This window comes from Kitasatospora purpeofusca (genome assembly GCF_034043715.1).
GTDB classification, from domain to species: Bacteria; Actinomycetota; Actinomycetes; order Streptomycetales; family Streptomycetaceae; genus Kitasatospora; species Kitasatospora purpeofusca_A.
Genome location: NZ_JAXCLC010000009.1, coordinates 25562 through 39818 on the forward strand (window position 1 = coordinate 25562; position 14257 = coordinate 39818).

General features: G+C 71.2%; 12 protein-coding genes and 1 tRNA gene. 8 read left to right on the forward strand and 5 right to left on the reverse strand.

What is annotated here, in order from left to right; genetic code table 11:
- Positions 1-28: 28 nt before the first annotated feature.
- Together SM793_RS06985 and SM793_RS06990 are read right to left on the reverse strand one after the other, a co-directional pair.
- Positions 29-1645 (reverse strand): VWA domain-containing protein, encoded by a 1617-nt coding sequence (locus SM793_RS06985; RefSeq protein ID WP_320437151.1) that lies wholly within the window; start codon positions 1643-1645, stop codon positions 29-31.
- A gap of 56 nt (positions 1646-1701) precedes the next feature.
- The gene (locus tag SM793_RS06990) at positions 1702-2838 is read right to left on the reverse strand and encodes a substrate-binding domain-containing protein (RefSeq protein ID WP_320437152.1); all 1137 of its coding nucleotides are present in this window, start codon (positions 2836-2838) and stop codon (positions 1702-1704) included.
- A 274-nt stretch (positions 2839-3112) separates the two neighbouring features.
- Between SM793_RS06990 and pyk the strand changes: the two genes are divergently transcribed.
- From pyk to SM793_RS07005, 3 genes are all read left to right on the forward strand, one after another.
- Positions 3113-4543, forward strand: coding sequence for a pyruvate kinase (gene pyk / locus SM793_RS06995; protein WP_320437153.1), 1431 nt, complete (start codon positions 3113-3115; stop codon positions 4541-4543).
- A gap of 111 nt (positions 4544-4654) precedes the next feature.
- Positions 4655-5002, forward strand: a complete 348-nt coding sequence (locus tag SM793_RS07000) for a type II toxin-antitoxin system RelE/ParE family toxin (RefSeq protein ID WP_320437154.1) — start codon at positions 4655-4657, stop codon at positions 5000-5002.
- Positions 5003-5007: 5 nt separating this feature from the next.
- The gene (locus SM793_RS07005; RefSeq protein ID WP_320437155.1) at positions 5008-5307 is read left to right on the forward strand and encodes a helix-turn-helix transcriptional regulator; all 300 of its coding nucleotides are present in this window, start codon (positions 5008-5010) and stop codon (positions 5305-5307) included.
- A 67-nt stretch (positions 5308-5374) separates the two neighbouring features.
- Here SM793_RS07005 and SM793_RS07010 read toward each other — a convergent pair whose 3' ends face one another.
- Both SM793_RS07010 and SM793_RS07015 read right to left on the reverse strand, forming a co-directional pair.
- Complete coding sequence (locus SM793_RS07010; protein ID WP_320437156.1) at positions 5375-6163, reverse strand: helix-turn-helix domain-containing protein; 789 nt, start codon at positions 6161-6163, stop codon at positions 5375-5377.
- A 101-nt stretch (positions 6164-6264) separates the two neighbouring features.
- Positions 6265-6347: transfer RNA gene (locus SM793_RS07015), tRNA-Leu, on the reverse strand.
- A gap of 91 nt (positions 6348-6438) precedes the next feature.
- Between SM793_RS07015 and SM793_RS07020 the strand changes: the two genes are divergently transcribed.
- Positions 6439-7140, forward strand: a complete 702-nt coding sequence (locus SM793_RS07020) for an ANTAR domain-containing response regulator (protein WP_320437157.1) — start codon at positions 6439-6441, stop codon at positions 7138-7140.
- A gap of 241 nt (positions 7141-7381) precedes the next feature.
- On the opposite strand, the gene SM793_RS07025 is transcribed toward SM793_RS07020, so the two are convergent.
- Positions 7382-8077, reverse strand: a complete 696-nt coding sequence (locus tag SM793_RS07025) for a hypothetical protein (protein ID WP_320437158.1) — start codon at positions 8075-8077, stop codon at positions 7382-7384.
- Between the two features lie 726 nt (positions 8078-8803).
- Here SM793_RS07025 and SM793_RS07030 point away from each other — a divergent pair.
- The 4 genes from SM793_RS07030 (at position 8804) to SM793_RS07045 (ending at position 14188) form a co-directional block, all read left to right on the forward strand.
- On the forward strand, positions 8804-10300 hold the full coding sequence (locus tag SM793_RS07030; RefSeq protein WP_320437159.1) for an amino acid adenylation domain-containing protein: 1497 nt from the start codon (positions 8804-8806) through the stop codon (positions 10298-10300).
- A 200-nt stretch (positions 10301-10500) separates the two neighbouring features.
- The gene (locus SM793_RS07035) at positions 10501-10743 is read left to right on the forward strand and encodes a phosphopantetheine-binding protein (protein ID WP_320437160.1); all 243 of its coding nucleotides are present in this window, start codon (positions 10501-10503) and stop codon (positions 10741-10743) included.
- A complete protein-coding gene (locus SM793_RS07040; RefSeq protein ID WP_320437161.1) occupies positions 10740-12272 on the forward strand; it encodes a flavin monoamine oxidase family protein in 1533 nt (510 codons plus the stop codon). Before SM793_RS07035 ends, SM793_RS07040 begins: the two co-directional genes overlap by 4 nt.
- 158 nt (positions 12273-12430) lie before the next feature.
- Positions 12431-14188, forward strand: a complete 1758-nt coding sequence (locus SM793_RS07045; RefSeq protein WP_320437162.1) for a class I adenylate-forming enzyme family protein — start codon at positions 12431-12433, stop codon at positions 14186-14188.
- The last annotated feature ends 69 nt before the right edge of the window (positions 14189-14257 follow it).

Here is a 14257-nt window from a genome sequence, read left to right on the forward strand (position 1 = left end):
GAACCCACCGCCGCCACTCCCGCCACCGTTATTGGTAGCCACGGATCTCCTCGAACGCCCCGTCCAACGAACCCGTCCCGTCGAACAACTTGCCACCCGTCAGATCCGCGATCCCCTGCAACTGCTCCTTCGCCGCATCACCGAACAGGATCGGGAACACCGGCGTCGCCCGCTGCGCCGACGACAACCCCCCGTAGAACGCCCGGAAATCCTTGTCCGACGCCCCCTCGTTACTCTCCCCGTCCGTCATCAACACGATCGACGTGAACCGGTCGTCCCCAGCCGCCGACTGCTGCCGCTGAATCACCCGATACGCCTCCTGCAACGAGGAGTACACCGCCGTCCCACCATCCGCCGACAACGCCTGCACATCCCCGTTGATCGACGCCAACTCCTGCTGCGCCCCCGCCCCCGTCGGCACCGAATGGGTCTTCGTCGACTTCACCTTCGACGCGAAGGAGATCAACGACACCTCCTCACGGTCCCGGAACCGCCGCACCCCCCGAGTGTCGTCCGCACCCGTCAACCGCCCCATCGCCGACTTCAACGAAGCCAACCGCTGCCCCGCCATCGAACCCGAAGTGTCCAACACGTACACCGTGCGCGAAGGCCGACGCAGCTCGTTCTGGTACGAGGACAGCAACCCGTCCGCCACCACCCGGGTACCGGGGAACGGCAGCTCATGCCTCCGCTCCGTCGGCAACCCCGCCGCCGGCGCCACCCCCGCCGTCACCGGACGACGCAGCGTCAGCTCCGAAATCCGCTTCTGCACATCCTCCTTCAACAGGTACGAGGTGAGCCGCTGGAACGACTCCCGCTCCCGCTGCGCCGAAGAACCCAGCAGCGTCAGCGGATAGTTCGCCGAGATGACGCCGTCGGTCGGACGGACCACGGTGAGCTGCTGGTCGGCGGCCAGCGTCTTGTTCATCGACAGCAGCACCGACTCGTAGTTCACCAGCGCGCCGATCGAACCCTTCTCCGCCCGGCCGTACGCCTGCACCAGCCAACCCGAGGAGCCCGAGGTCAGCCTCTGACCGGTGAAGAACTGCTTCAACTGCGGCGTCGCCTTCTGCACATCCGCCTCGCTCAACGCCGAACTCGCACCCGAGAAGGCCGAAGCCACCGACACCAACGCCGAGAAACCCGAATTCGACCGCGACGGGTCCGCCATACCGTAGGACAACTTGCCCCCGGCCGCGGCCTCCGCCAGATTGCCCCAGGTCACCTTCGAACCGTCACCCCAGCCCAAATCGCCCAGCACCGCCGAACGGATACCGAACGCGACCGGCGACGTCATGATCGGCGTCTCCGAGAGCAACTTCGACTTGCTCCCCTCGTCCAGGTGCAGATACTGGTTCGACGGGAACCAGATCGCGTCGTACTTGCCCTCCGTCCGACCCGAGGACACCGCGTCCGCGCCGTCCAGCGAACCCGTCCAGGCGAACTGCACCGTCACCCCGGTCGCCTTCTGCGCCTCCTCCAGCACCGGCGCCATGTCCTGGAGCTCACTGCCGGCCAGCACCCGCAGCACCCCCGGCTGCGCGCTGACCGCCGGCGGCTCGCTCGGCCCGGGCTTCGGCGGCGGCGCCGGCGACGACGTGCACGCCGCCACCGAGGTCGCCACCAGCAGCGCCAGACCGGCCATCAGACCCCGCACACCATTCCTGCGCATCGTGCCCGCCCCTGTCCTCATGTCCCCCGTCACTTAGTCTTCGCCGCTTCGACCAGGCGCTTCATGACCTCCGGCGTCGGCACCGTGGCCTGTGAGACCTTCGCGACCCCCAGGTCGGGCGCGAACGCGAACGGCGGCTTCGGGTCGCCCTTCTGCGTATCCCGGACCTTGGCGGCGAACGCCGTCGCCCCCGCCGCGCCCGACGGCCGGAAGCCGTACTGGATCTCCAGTTCGCGCAGCGCCGGGTCGTCGGCCAGCGCGTCGGCGAGCCGCTGGCCGTCGTCGTTGAAGGCGACGATCGTGTGGTCGGACACCACGGTGGTGTCCGGGTAGAGCATCACCATGTCCGACGGGGCCTTCCCCTTCAGGACCAGTTCGAGCGCCTGGGACTCGTACGCCAGCACCAGCGGGCGGCCGTTCCCGGACACGAAGTCCATGAACGGTTCCTCGGTGGAGTTCTTCATGACCCCCTGCGGGGAGATGACCGCGCGCAACTCGTCGCTGATCTGCGGCGTCACCCCTCCGGGCGCCGGGACCACCTGGTTGGCGTTCAGCAGGTAGGACACCATGGCGAGGTACAGGGCACCCGAGGAGGACGTCTCCGGGTTGGTGGTGGTCAGGAAGATCGACCCGACGAGGTCGCCCGGCTTCTCGGGCGGCCTCGGAAGCGACTGCCAGGTCTGCTTGGCGTCGATGCCGGCGAGGAAGTCCTTCATCGAGAACTTCCAGACGTTGCTCTCCTCGTCCCAGGACGCCAGCTTGTTCAGCGCCAGCACGTCGGCGGTCGACTTGTGCGTCACGATCACCAGCGGCGAGTAGAACGGCCGGGTCGGGGTGCTCTTCAGTTTGTGGTCCGCCTTGATCGCCTCGGCGGGCTGCTGGCTCGCCGGGAAGACGAAGTCCAGGTTGTCGTTCTTGAGTTCGCCCATCTGCCAGGAGCCGGCGCTCTGGGTGTTCACCACCAGCCCCCGGGCCTTCAAGGCGTCCTTGACCCGCTGGTCGTCGAAGAACGCGCCCTTCTCCGAGCCGACCATGCCGGTGAGGGTGATGGGCTTGCCCGTACCGTCCTTGGGGCCGTCCTTGGGATCCTTCGTTCTGTTCACGACCGCGAACGCCAGACCCCCGAGCACCAGAAGTACCGTCAGTACTCCGATCACGCGCTTCATGCCGGAAGCTTCCCCCCTCGTCAGAACGTGCTCTCCCCACCCGGGTGACGAGCGTCCCGCCAGGACGGGAGCAGGGTCGTAAGTCCTGGTGAACCGGAGGTGAACAGCCCTTCACGGAATCGCATCGGGGATCGAGTACGGACGGACTGCCGGGGATCTCTCGCACGCCGGTCCGACGTCGTGTCAGATTGTTCAACTCTCCTTACGGCAACGGCCATCCCGTTGTCCGGACCGGCATCGACGTTACGCGCCGGTAATGCCTACTCTCAGCACTATGCGCCGAGCAAAAATCGTCTGTACCCTCGGGCCCGCCACCGACAGCTACGACCAGATCAAGTCCCTGGTCGACGCCGGGATGGACATCGCCCGATTCAACCTGAGCCACGGCTCCCACATCGAGCACGAGGAGCGGTACCGCCGGGTCCGCAAGGCCGCCGACGAGAGCGGCCGCAGCATCGGCGTGCTCGCCGACCTTCAAGGCCCGAAGATCCGCCTCGGAACCTTCGCCGAGGGCCCGGTACTTCTCGAACGCGGCGACGAGTTCACCATCTCCACCGACAAGGGCGTCGAAGGAGACCAGAACGGCTGCGGCACCACCTACCCCGGCCTCGCGGGGGACGTCACCGCCGGCGAGCGGATCCTCGTCGACGACGGCCGGGTCACCCTCGAGGTCGTCGAGGTCACCGGACCCCGGGTCCGCTGCCTCGTCGTCGAGGGCGGCCTCGTCTCCGACCACAAGGGCCTCAACCTCCCCGGGATCGCCGTCTCGGTGCCCGCGCTCAGCGACAAGGACGTCGCCGACCTGCGCTGGGCCCTGCGGACCGGGGCCGACCTGATCGCGCTCTCCTTCGTCCGCACCGGCCGCGACGTCGACGACGTCCACCGGGTGATGGACGAGGAGGGCCGCCGGGTCCCGGTCATCGCCAAGATCGAGAAGCCGCAGGCGGTGCAGAACCTCGACTCCATCGTCGACCGCTTCGACGGCATCATGGTCGCCCGCGGCGACCTGGGCGTGGAGATGCCGCTCGAGCAGGTGCCGATGGTGCAGAAGCGGGCGGTCAAGCTCGCCCGGCGGAACGCCAAGCCGGTCATCGTCGCGACCCAGATGCTCGATTCGATGATCAACTCCTCGCGGCCGACCCGCGCCGAGGCCTCCGACGTCGCCAACGCCGTCCTCGACGGCACGGACGCGGTGATGCTCTCCGGCGAGACCTCGGTCGGCAAGTACCCGTCCGAGACGGTCCGCACCATGGGCCGGATCATCGAGGCCGCCGAACAGGACGCCCTCGCCGACGGCCTGCCCGTCCTCACCCCGAGCAACAAGCCCCGCACCCAGGGCGGCGCGGTCGCCCGGGCAGCCGCGGAGATCGGCGACTTCCTCCACGCCAAGTACCTGATCGCCTTCACCCAGTCCGGCGACACCGCCCGCCGGCTGACCCGCTACCGCTCGCCGATCCCGGTGCTGGCCTTCACCTACGAGCCCGCCGTGCGCAGCCAGTTGGCACTCACCTGGGGCGTGGAGACCTTCCTCGGCCCGTTCGTGCCCACCACCGACGAGATGGTCGAACAGGTCGACGCCGCCCTGCTCTCCCTGGGCCGCTGCGAGAAGGGCGACATCGTCGTCATCACCGCCGGCTCCCCACCCGGCCTCGCCGGCTCCACCAACCTCGTCCGCGTCCACCACGTGGGCGCCCTGGACAACTGAGCGAACCGGGAGCGTTCGTGCGAGGGCGGCATCCCCCGTATCGGGGAATGCCGCCCTCCTCGTGCCCCGGACGGCGGGACTGACCGCTGGCGCCTTCATACCATCCGTGTTATGACATGGGGAGAAGTGGAACTCGAGCCGGAGGTGCGGGACTGGATCCTCGGGCTCGGCCAGGGCGCGCAGGAAACCGTGGCCTTCTATGTGGACCTGCTCGCGGACCGCGGACCGTTGCTCGGCGAGCCCTACAGCAGACAGCTGGACGGCAAGCTCCGCGAACTCCGCTTCCACCTGGTCGAGCTCGACATGCGGGTCACCTACTGGATCGCACCGGGCAGGAGGATCATCCTGCTCACGGTGTTCCGCAAGACCCGGATGCGGGAGACCGCCGAGGTCGACCGGGCCCGGCGAGCACTGGCGCGCTGCGTGGCGGAGCAGCACTCCGTCGACGAGGAGGAGTGAGCGGAATGAGTGAGCGGACGTCCTGGCGTGCCATGCGTGAGGAGATCCTGAACCGGCCGGGGGCGGGGGCGGCCTACGAGGCGGCTCGCATCCGGTTCGAGCTCGGCGAGACCGTGCGGCTCCGCCGGGAGGCGCTCGGAATGACCCAGGCCCAGCTCGCGGCGGTGTGCGGCATGCAGCAGCCCGCCATCGCCCGCTTCGAGACCGGTGGCACGATGCCCACCATCGTTGTTCTCGAGCGGCTCGCCTCGGCCCTCGGTATGCGCCTCACTGTGGAACTGGAGCCTTTGGACCGGGCGAGCTGACCGCTCGACCGACCTGTCCACCCTTTGAGAACCGGCGCGACCCCCTGCCGACGGGGCCGCACCGGCGTCAGTGCTTGGGGCCGATGTGGGCGTCCATGAGGGCTACGGAGTCCTTGCGGGCGACGGAGACGTTGACCTGGCCGGTCGGGCGGGGGATCGAGGCCTTCCACTGCACGCCGACGGCGTCGAGGGTGTCGGTGAAGAGGCGGATGATGTCGGTCGAGGTGTTGGTGAAGAAGTAGCGCGGGTACTCGTGGCGCCGGACGGTCCCCTTCACGGTGCGGGTGGCCCAGTTCGTGATCCGGCAGCCGTCGGAGTGGATCAGCCCGCGCAGGAACTCCCACGGGTGGGCATCGACGATCTCCTGCTGCCATGGCTGCAGGGCTATGGTGCGCTCGTGCTTCTTTCCGGGGCCGTGCTGGGGGAAGTAGCAGGGCAGATGATTCGAGTAGACCTTGACGTCCCGGCATCCGGTCCGCCGGACTCGGCAGGGCGAGTTCCTGGGAAGCACTTCCCGCATGGCGCGTTCGACGGAGTCCATGATCCCGGGCCACTTCTCGTCGCAGGTGATCTGAAGGCTCGATGTTCTGCGGTACTCGTTCGGCAGCAGGATGTGGCCGTCCCCCAGATAGAGGCCGAGCAGGTAGGAATAGGCAGGGCCGTCCAGAGCGTCTCCGTGGCAGCGGAGGCAGGTGGACCGCTTCCGGCCGGGGCAAGTGCCGCGCTTGACCCGGTCCTGGTGCTTCCACCAGGAAACGGTGCCGCGCGGAACACCGAAGCGGCGGGCGACGTCGGCGTTGGCCATCCCCTCACGAAGGAGGTGGACAGCCTGTTCGCGTACAGAATTGGTGGTCATGGCGCCAGCCTCCGGGGCAGCGGGCGCCGCGACCGGAGTTCGGCCGAATGCCACTCAATGTGATGAAATTCCCATGGCCTGGGAATATGAGGAAAATCGAGTGCCGAGTGTGGGATTCGAACCCACACGCCCTTTCAGGCAATCGCTTTTGAGGCGATCGTGTCTGCCCTTCCACCAACCCGGCTAGTCGCGCCCGTGAAGGATACCCTGCGCGCACCGCCCGGCGCAGCTAGGTACCCTCGTGCATGCAGTACCCCGCCGGAACGAGGAGCCCCGTGAGCACCGCCGACGAGCAGGCATCGCCGCTTGAGACCGATTCGCCCCAGATCACCAGGATTGTGATCGCCGAGGACGAGGCGCTGATCCGCCTCGACCTGAAGGAGATGCTGGAGGAGGAGGGGTACACCGTCGTCGGCGAGGCCGGGGACGGGGCCACGGCGGTCCGGCTGGTGCAGGAGTTGAAGCCGGATCTGGCGATCCTGGACGTGAAGATGCCGGTGCTGGACGGGCTGTCCGCCGCCGAGCAGATCCACGCGGCGCACCTGGCGCCGGTGCTGATGCTGACCGCGTTCTCGCAGCGCGAGCTGGTGGACCGGGCGCGGGACGCGGGGGCGATGGCGTACATCGTCAAGCCGTTCTCGAAGAGCGACCTGGTGCCGGCGATCGAGATGGCGGTGTCCCGGTACACGGAGATGCGGACGCTGGAGGAGGAGATCGCTGATCTCACCCAGCGGCTGGAGACCCGGAAGCTGGTGGACCGGGCGAAGAGTGTGCTCCAGACCAAGTTCGGGCTGAACGAGCCGGCCGCGTTCCGGTGGATCCAGAAGACGTCGATGGACCGCCGGATGACGATGGCGGCGGTGGCCGAGGCGGTCATCGAGGAGGGTGCCGCGCAGGACCGGAAGAAGGCCGAGGAGGTCCCGGGTGCGGGCGCTCCCGCTGCGGAGGCGCCGCAGGCCCCGGACGCCCCGCAGTAGTAGCGGCAGGACATGGTGGAGGGCCCCGCGCGGGGCGCCCCCGGCCCCCCCGCGGGGGGCGGGGGGGGCCGGCCGCCCCGCGGGCGGGCCGGCGGCCCGCGGGGCCGGGCGGCCGGGGGCCGCGCCGGCCCGGCCCCCGCCCGGGGGGCGGGGGGGGCGCCCCCCCGGCCGGGGCCCCCCCCACGGCGAGGTGCGGCGACGGCGAGGTGCGGCGGCTTCGCGGGCGCGCCAGGACCACGGTCTACTGCCCGGCCCAGCCCAGGAGGTCGATCCGCAGCTTCGGCCTCTCGGCGTCGTTGTCGACGGAGAGGACCTTGAAGTACCGCGGGTATCCCCCGGCGGTCCGGAGGCAGAATCGATCCCCTGGGCCGGGGATCGCCAGCCGGCCGTCGCTGAGGGTGGTGGCGATCTCCTGACACCGCTTCGGTCCCGGCACCGGCTCCCCGTCCGGGATCCGAGCCATCACCGCATCGTGGTCCGGGGTGAGGTAGGCCCTGCCGCCGACGACCCCGGTGATCCTCAGATCGGTGCGCTGGGGCCAGCCGCTGCTCGGATTGTTGGGGTCCAGGTCCACCTCGCGGTCCACCACGTACTGACCGTTGTAGGTGATCAGCCAGCCGGGGTCGACCGGAGCAGGCTCTTCCGATGCCGCCGGGGTGCCGGTCGTGCCCGCCGCCGACCCGCTCGGCGCGTCAGGCACGGCCGGCGACGTGGCCCTCGGCGTGGCGGTGGCGGTGACGGTCGCGGTCACCGTCACGGTCTCGCTGACGGTCGTCGTCACCACCGGACGGGCCGCCGTCGGCGAGTTGATCACCGCGGGCAGGCCCAGGAAGCCGAGCGCGAGGCCCCCCACGCCGGTGAGGGCCGTCACGATCGCCGCGAGATCGGACCAGCGCCCGAAGCGGCCGGCGGCGACGCGGGGCGGGTGCGGAGGCACGGGCGGAGGCACGGGCGGAGGCACGGGCGGAGGCACGGGCGGAGCCACCGGCTCGCCGGAGCCCGGCGGATGTGACGGATCGTTACTCATCGTTCCCCCTTCGAGAGTCGGAACGATGATGGCAGCGAGCGGCGCCACGGCACAGCCGCTCCGACCGATTCGCCTCGTCGAACCGCCGGGCGGCCGATCGCCGTTCCGGGCGCTTCGGGGTGCGGTGCGCGGTCGACGGGTGGACGATCCTTCTGCTTCCGATCGACTCGGCCCAGGTGATTGTCCGTCAATTCGTAAAGGAATCAGCCACACCGGGGCAACCGGCTGCGAACAGCGGGAACGGCCGGAGCGAACACTTCGGGCCCGGCGGGGAAAATCTCCGCGCCGCCGGCGATTCCGGCGGCACGGAAAAGGGACGCCCAAGTGGACAGTGTGCGATCTCCTCGTGGAATGGCACCACCACACCGGCGCCTCGAGTGACCAGGCCAACACTCTGCGTGGTCACTTGAACCCCAGGAGACCGCCGAGACAGACCTCGCCCCGTTCACACGTCAACCACACATCCTTGGAGCAACATCCTCAACAGCCATTGTGGCTCCGCAGGCTCGGCCGGTAGAGTCCCGGTCCGCCGAGTACCGAACAAGTGCTCGCACGGCATTCTTTGGGGCGGGCATGACAAATAACCGCAACATCCACGGGGCCAGTTCCGATCTGATTGACGCGTTCACGGAAACCGTGCGCCGATATCCCGAACGACCGGCGATCGTCCACCACGGGGACGCGCTGACTTACCGCCAACTCGACGAGTTGGTACATACCTTGGCCCACCGCCTCGGTACCGCACCCGGCGTGGTGGCCGTTCCGGCGACCCACACGCCGGACACCGTCGTCGCCCTGCTCGGCATCCTCGCCGCCGGTGGGGCGTACTGCCCGGTCGACCCGGCGTTCCCGCCGCAGCGGCGGCAGGACATGCTGGCCTCGGTCGGCTGCCGGACGGCGGTCGGCGGGGGGATCGCGCAACCCGGTCTGCGCGTCGTCGAGTTACCGGGAACGACCACCGAAACGCGGGCCGGACCGGACCGGACCGCTACAGGCCGCACCGAGCCGGACCAGCCGGCGTACCTGCTCTTCACCTCGGGTTCGACCGGGCAGCCGAAACCCGTGGTCACACCGCGCCGGGCGATCTCCGCCACGGTCGACTCGCTGCGTACCCTGTTCGGCCTCACCGCCGAGGACCGGGTGCTGCAGTTCGCCTCGCTGAACTGGGACACCTGCTTCGAGGAGATCCTTCCGACCCTCACCGGCGGTGCCGCGCTCGTCCTCGACCGCGACGCCCACTCCGGCTCGTTCCCGCGCTTCCTGCGGCTGGTGGAGCGGGAGCGCGTCAGCGTGCTGGACCTGCCCACCGCGTTCTGGCACGAGCTCGTCCTCCACCTCGCCGAGGACGGCCTCGCGCTGCCCGACTGCGTCCGGCTGCTGGTGATCGGCGGGGAGGCCGCCAACCCGGCCCGGCTCGCCGACTGGGCCGCCCTGGACACCGGGCGGGTCCGGCTGCTCAACACCTACGGGTCCACCGAGACCACGCTGATCACCCATGCCGTCGACCTGCACGGGCCGCTGGCGGCCACGCGGGACCGGCCGTGGGCGGCGGGCGAGCGGGTGCCGATCGGGCATGCCCTGCCCCATGTGTACGAACGGATCAGCGAGCAGGGCGAGTTGCTGATCGGCGGACCCGCGGTCGCGCTCGGCTACCTCGGACTGCCCGAGGCCACCGCGGACCGCTTCACCGAGGACGCCGAAGGTGTGCGCTGGTACCGCACCGGCGACCGGGTGGGCCGGGCACCGGACGGCGTGCTGACCCACCAGGGGCGGCTGGACGGCGAGTTCAAGGTGCGCGGGATCCGGGTCGACCCGGCCGAGGTCGAGGCGCACCTCGCCGGACACCCGGGCGTGCACGCGGTCGCGGTCACGGGGACGACCCTGGCCGGCCGGTCCGCGCTGGTCGCGTACGTCGTGCCGCGCGCCGCGGCGGTGGCCGGGACCCTGGGCGCCGAGCTCCGGATGTACCTGCGGGACCGGGTGCCCGGTCACCTGGTGCCCAGCCGGATCACCGTCGTACCGGAGCTGGTGCTCACCGCGAGCGGCAAGGTCGACCGGGCCGGCTCGCACCGCCGCCACTCCGCGCGCCGCGCCGGCGAAGGCGCCCAACTGCCCGAACCCGCGCACCACTAGCACCGGCAGCAGCACCGGCAGCCCGGTACCAGCGGGCCCGGCAACCAGTACCGCCGTCCGCCGCCCGGCCCACCCATGAGCCGGAGCCGCGGCAGTCCGCCGTACCACCCGCCGGACCCACCGGGGCCAACCCGTACGGCCGCCCCCGCACCAGGTGCCCCACCGGCGCACCGCACCCCGATTCTCAAAGGAGACCCTCGTTGAGCAGCGTAGACACCACCCCCGCCGACACGGACGGCCTGGTGGCGATCTTCCGCCGCGTCCTGGAGACGGACGACGTCGCGGCGGACTCGGACTTCTTCCTCCTGGGCGGTGACTCGCTCATCGCCACCCGCGTCCTGAGCGCGGTCGCCCGGACGTACGGCGTCGAGCTGTCCTTCGAGGACTTCGTGCTCGCGCCGACCCCGGCCGGTCTGGTCGAGCTGATCGCGGCCGCGGGATGACCGGCCCCACGACGCCCGACTCCGGACCGACCGGCCCCACGACGACCGGCTCCGGACCGACCGGCCTCACGACGACCGGCCCCACGACGACCGGCCGCGCCCGGGTGGCCTCCGCCGTGGTGATCGGCGCCGGACTGGCCGGCCTGACCGCCGCCGAGGGACTGGCGGCGCGCGGGGTGGAGGTCACCGTGCTGGAGGCGCGCCCACGGGTCGGCGGGCGCACGCACGGGATCGAGGTCGCGCCCGGTGCCTGGATCGACGCGGGCGCCGCCTACCTCGGCGCCAAGCACACCGAACTCCTGGCGCTGATCAAGGACCTGGGCCTCGCCACCACGCCCACCACCATGCTCGGCGCGAGCCGGTTCGCGCTCGGTCCCGCCACCGGCGCGGACGGCGAACTCGCCACCCGGGACGGCCGGTTCCCGCCGCTCAACGCGGTCGCGCTCGGCGAGCTGTTCGACCGGCTCGCCGAACTCACCGCCCAGGTCGACCCCGAGGCGCCCTGGCTGACCCCGGACGCCGAACGGCTGGACGCACTCACCGCCGCCGAGTGGGCCGAACAGCAGCTGGACCACCCGGACGCCCGGCTGTTCTTCCCGCTCTTCCTGGGCGAGATGATGGCCGCCGACCCGGCCGACGTCTCGGTCCTGCACATGGCCTTCTACCTGCGCTCGGGCGGCGGTCTGCGCTATCTGAACGCCTTCGAGGGCGGCGCCCAGGAGGACCGGGTCGCCGGCGGCGCGCACCTGCTGTGCGAGCGGCTCGCCGCCCGGCTGACGGACCGGCGGCCCGGCTCGGTGCGGCTCGGCGAACCGGTGCGGTCCGTCGTCCAGGACGGCGAGGGTGTCACCGTGCACACCGGGGCCGGCGCGGCGTATCGGGCCGAGGTCGCGGTGGTGGCGCTGCCGCCGCTGCTCGCCGAGTCGCTCGACCTGCGGCCCGTGCGGCCGGCCCCGCGCGCGGGCGAGCGGACCGGACGCGGCTGCGCGGTCAAGGTCCACCTGGTCTACCCGTCGCCGGTCTGGCGCGAGCACGGGCTCTCCGGCTGGTCGGTCAACGCCCGGGGCCCGTTGCTCTCCACCGTGGACGACTCCCCGGCCGACGCGCCGGAGGGCTCCCGGGTCGGCGTGCTCACCGGCTTCGTCACCGGCGCGGAGGCGCACCGCTACGCGGCCCTGGGGCCGGAGGAGCAGCGCGCGGCGGCCGTCGAGCAGGCCGCCTCGCTGTTCCCGATGCTGCCCGAGCCGATCGGCTTCCATCGCACCGACTGGGTGAACGAGCTCTACAGCAAGGGGTGTTACGCGGCACTGTTCGGGCCCGGCGACTGGTCGCGGCTCGGCCCGGCGCTGACCGCGCCGCACGGCCGGGTGCACTGGGCCGGCACCGAGACCAGTACCGAGTTCTTCGGCCTGCTGGAGGGCGCGATCCGCTCCGGCCACCGGGTCGTCGCGGAGATCCTCGACGCCGGGACTGCCGAGAGCACCGGGACCGCCGGAACCGCTGCGACCGCCGGAACCGCCGAGGTCTGACCCCGCCCAGCGCCGCCGAACCACCAGCGCCACCAGCACCACCAGCACCACCAGCACCGCCCGTACTCCCCGGCACCCGCCCGCACCTGTTCTCCCTCACCACGCAGCCCGCGCGCCGTTCCACGAGAACCGCGGGCCACCCCCCTCAGGAGACCGCCATGAGCGACGAGAGTTCCCACCCGGACAGCGGCCCGTCCGCCGCCGCGCCCACCGCTCCCTCCCCGGTCGCGCCGCTCGCCGCGCGCGAGCGGCTGATGGCCGAGCCCGGCCTCGGGGCCGGCAACTTCCTCGACCACGCCCTCGCGGTGAACCCCAACCGCGCGGTCCCGTTCGCCTACAGCCACCACCTCGACCACCGCGGCGCGGTGGTGCTGCGCGGCCACAGCCTCCAGGACCTCGCCGCCCTGCGCGACCGCTACGCCGCCTGGTACCACGCGAACGGCGTGCGCCCGGGCGAGCCGGTGGCGGTGGTGATCGCCGAGGGCCTGGAGCCGCTGCTGCACTTCCTCGCGCTCACCGCGCTGGGCGCCGTCCCGACCCTGGTCAACGACGCCATGCGGCACGACGTGATGGTCCGCTACCTCAACCATGTCGGCGTGGTCGGCGTGGTCGGTGACGACACCACCCGCCTCGCCGCCGCCTACCGCCAGGACCCGCAGCGCCGCCCGAGGTTCATCGCGCTCGCCGCCGAGGTCCAGGCCTTCGACGCGGACGCCTCCGGCGGCCTGCCCGCCGAGTACCCGTACCGGCACGCGGCGGACGACGTGGTCGCGCTGATCCACTCCTCCGGCACCACCGGCACGCCGAAGTCGACGATGCTGGCGCACCGGCAGTTCTGGGACGGCAAGCAGCCGCGCATGGTGCGCTTCCCGGCCGAACCGGAGGACCGGCTGATGTCGCTGATGCCGCACACCCACGCCGGCGGCCTCAGCTACTTCCTCACCGCGACCCTGCTCGGCCTGCCGACCGTGGTGATGGCGGACTGGCGCCGCTCGGTGGTCGAGCCGGTGATGGAAGCCTTCCGGCCCACCATGGTCGCCTCCTTCCCGCGCACTTTTGTCGAACTCGCCACCGGTGAGCTGCCGGTGGCGGGCGCGGCCAAGGTGCACTCCTGGTTCAATACCGGCGACAGCGCGCACTACGGACACATCCGCCGGCTGGTGCGGCTGGGCGAGCGCCCGGCCGGGCTGATCCGGCCCTGGCTGCTGCCGCAGGAGAAGGCCGAGCAACCCGCTCTGCCCGGTTCGCAGTTCGTCGACGGCCTGGGCTCCTCCGAAATGGGCATGGCACTGTTCGGCCAGGTCACCACGCCGGAGAGCGTCCGCAACGACCGCTGCGTCGGCAAACCGCTCGAGGTGGTGCGCCGGGCGGCGGTACTGGACCAGGACGGCAACGAACTGCCGGACGGCACGGTCGGGTTGCTCGCGATCGACTCGCCCTCGCGGACCCCCGGCTACTGGAACAACGCGCGGCTGACCGAGAGCTTCGAGCTGGCCGGCTACTGGCTGACCGGGGACCTCGCCCGGCGCGACGCCGAGGGCCGGTTCTACCACCTGGACCGCACCGTGGACGTCATCGACACCTCGGCCGGTCCGGTCTACAGCCTGCCGGTCGAGGAGGTGCTGCTGGCGGACTGCGCCGAGCTGGTCCGGGACTGCTCGGTGGTCGGCGTGCCCGGCGCCGCCGGGGAGGGGCAACGCCCCATCGCGGTCGTCCAGTTGCAGCACGACGCGGAGTCCGTGGCCGCCGACGAGGTCCTGGAGGCCGCCAACAAGGCGCTGGCCGGGGCCGGGCTGGCCGCGCTGGCCGCCGTCCGGATCGCCCGTACTGCGGCGGACTTCCCGCTCGGACCGACCGGCAAGGTGCTCAAGCGCGAACTGCGCACCCGCTTCGCGACCCTCTTCACCGGCCAGTAGCACCGGGATGACCGATCACCTCGTGTCCCCCGCGCGCACCGCCCCCGCACCGGGACCAACAGCAACGGC

Excerpts from the sequence above, each read along its gene's own strand:
- SM793_RS06985 (WP_320437151.1), bottom strand. The coding sequence starts at position 1,645 with ATGGCCGGTCTGGCGCTGCTGGTGGCGACCTCGGTGGCGGCGTGCACG.
- SM793_RS06990 (WP_320437152.1), bottom strand. The coding sequence starts at position 2,838 with ATGAAGCGCGTGATCGGAGTACTGACGGTACTTCTGGTGCTCGGGGGT.
- pyk (WP_320437153.1), top strand. The coding sequence starts at position 3,113 with ATGCGCCGAGCAAAAATCGTCTGTACCCTCGGGCCCGCCACCGACAGC.
- SM793_RS07000 (WP_320437154.1), top strand. The coding sequence starts at position 4,655 with ATGACATGGGGAGAAGTGGAACTCGAGCCGGAGGTGCGGGACTGGATC.
- SM793_RS07005 (WP_320437155.1), top strand. The coding sequence starts at position 5,008 with ATGAGTGAGCGGACGTCCTGGCGTGCCATGCGTGAGGAGATCCTGAAC.
- SM793_RS07010 (WP_320437156.1), bottom strand. The coding sequence starts at position 6,163 with ATGACCACCAATTCTGTACGCGAACAGGCTGTCCACCTCCTTCGTGAG.
- SM793_RS07040 (WP_320437161.1), top strand. The coding sequence starts at position 10,740 with ATGACCGGCCCCACGACGCCCGACTCCGGACCGACCGGCCCCACGACG.
- SM793_RS07045 (WP_320437162.1), top strand. The coding sequence starts at position 12,431 with ATGAGCGACGAGAGTTCCCACCCGGACAGCGGCCCGTCCGCCGCCGCG.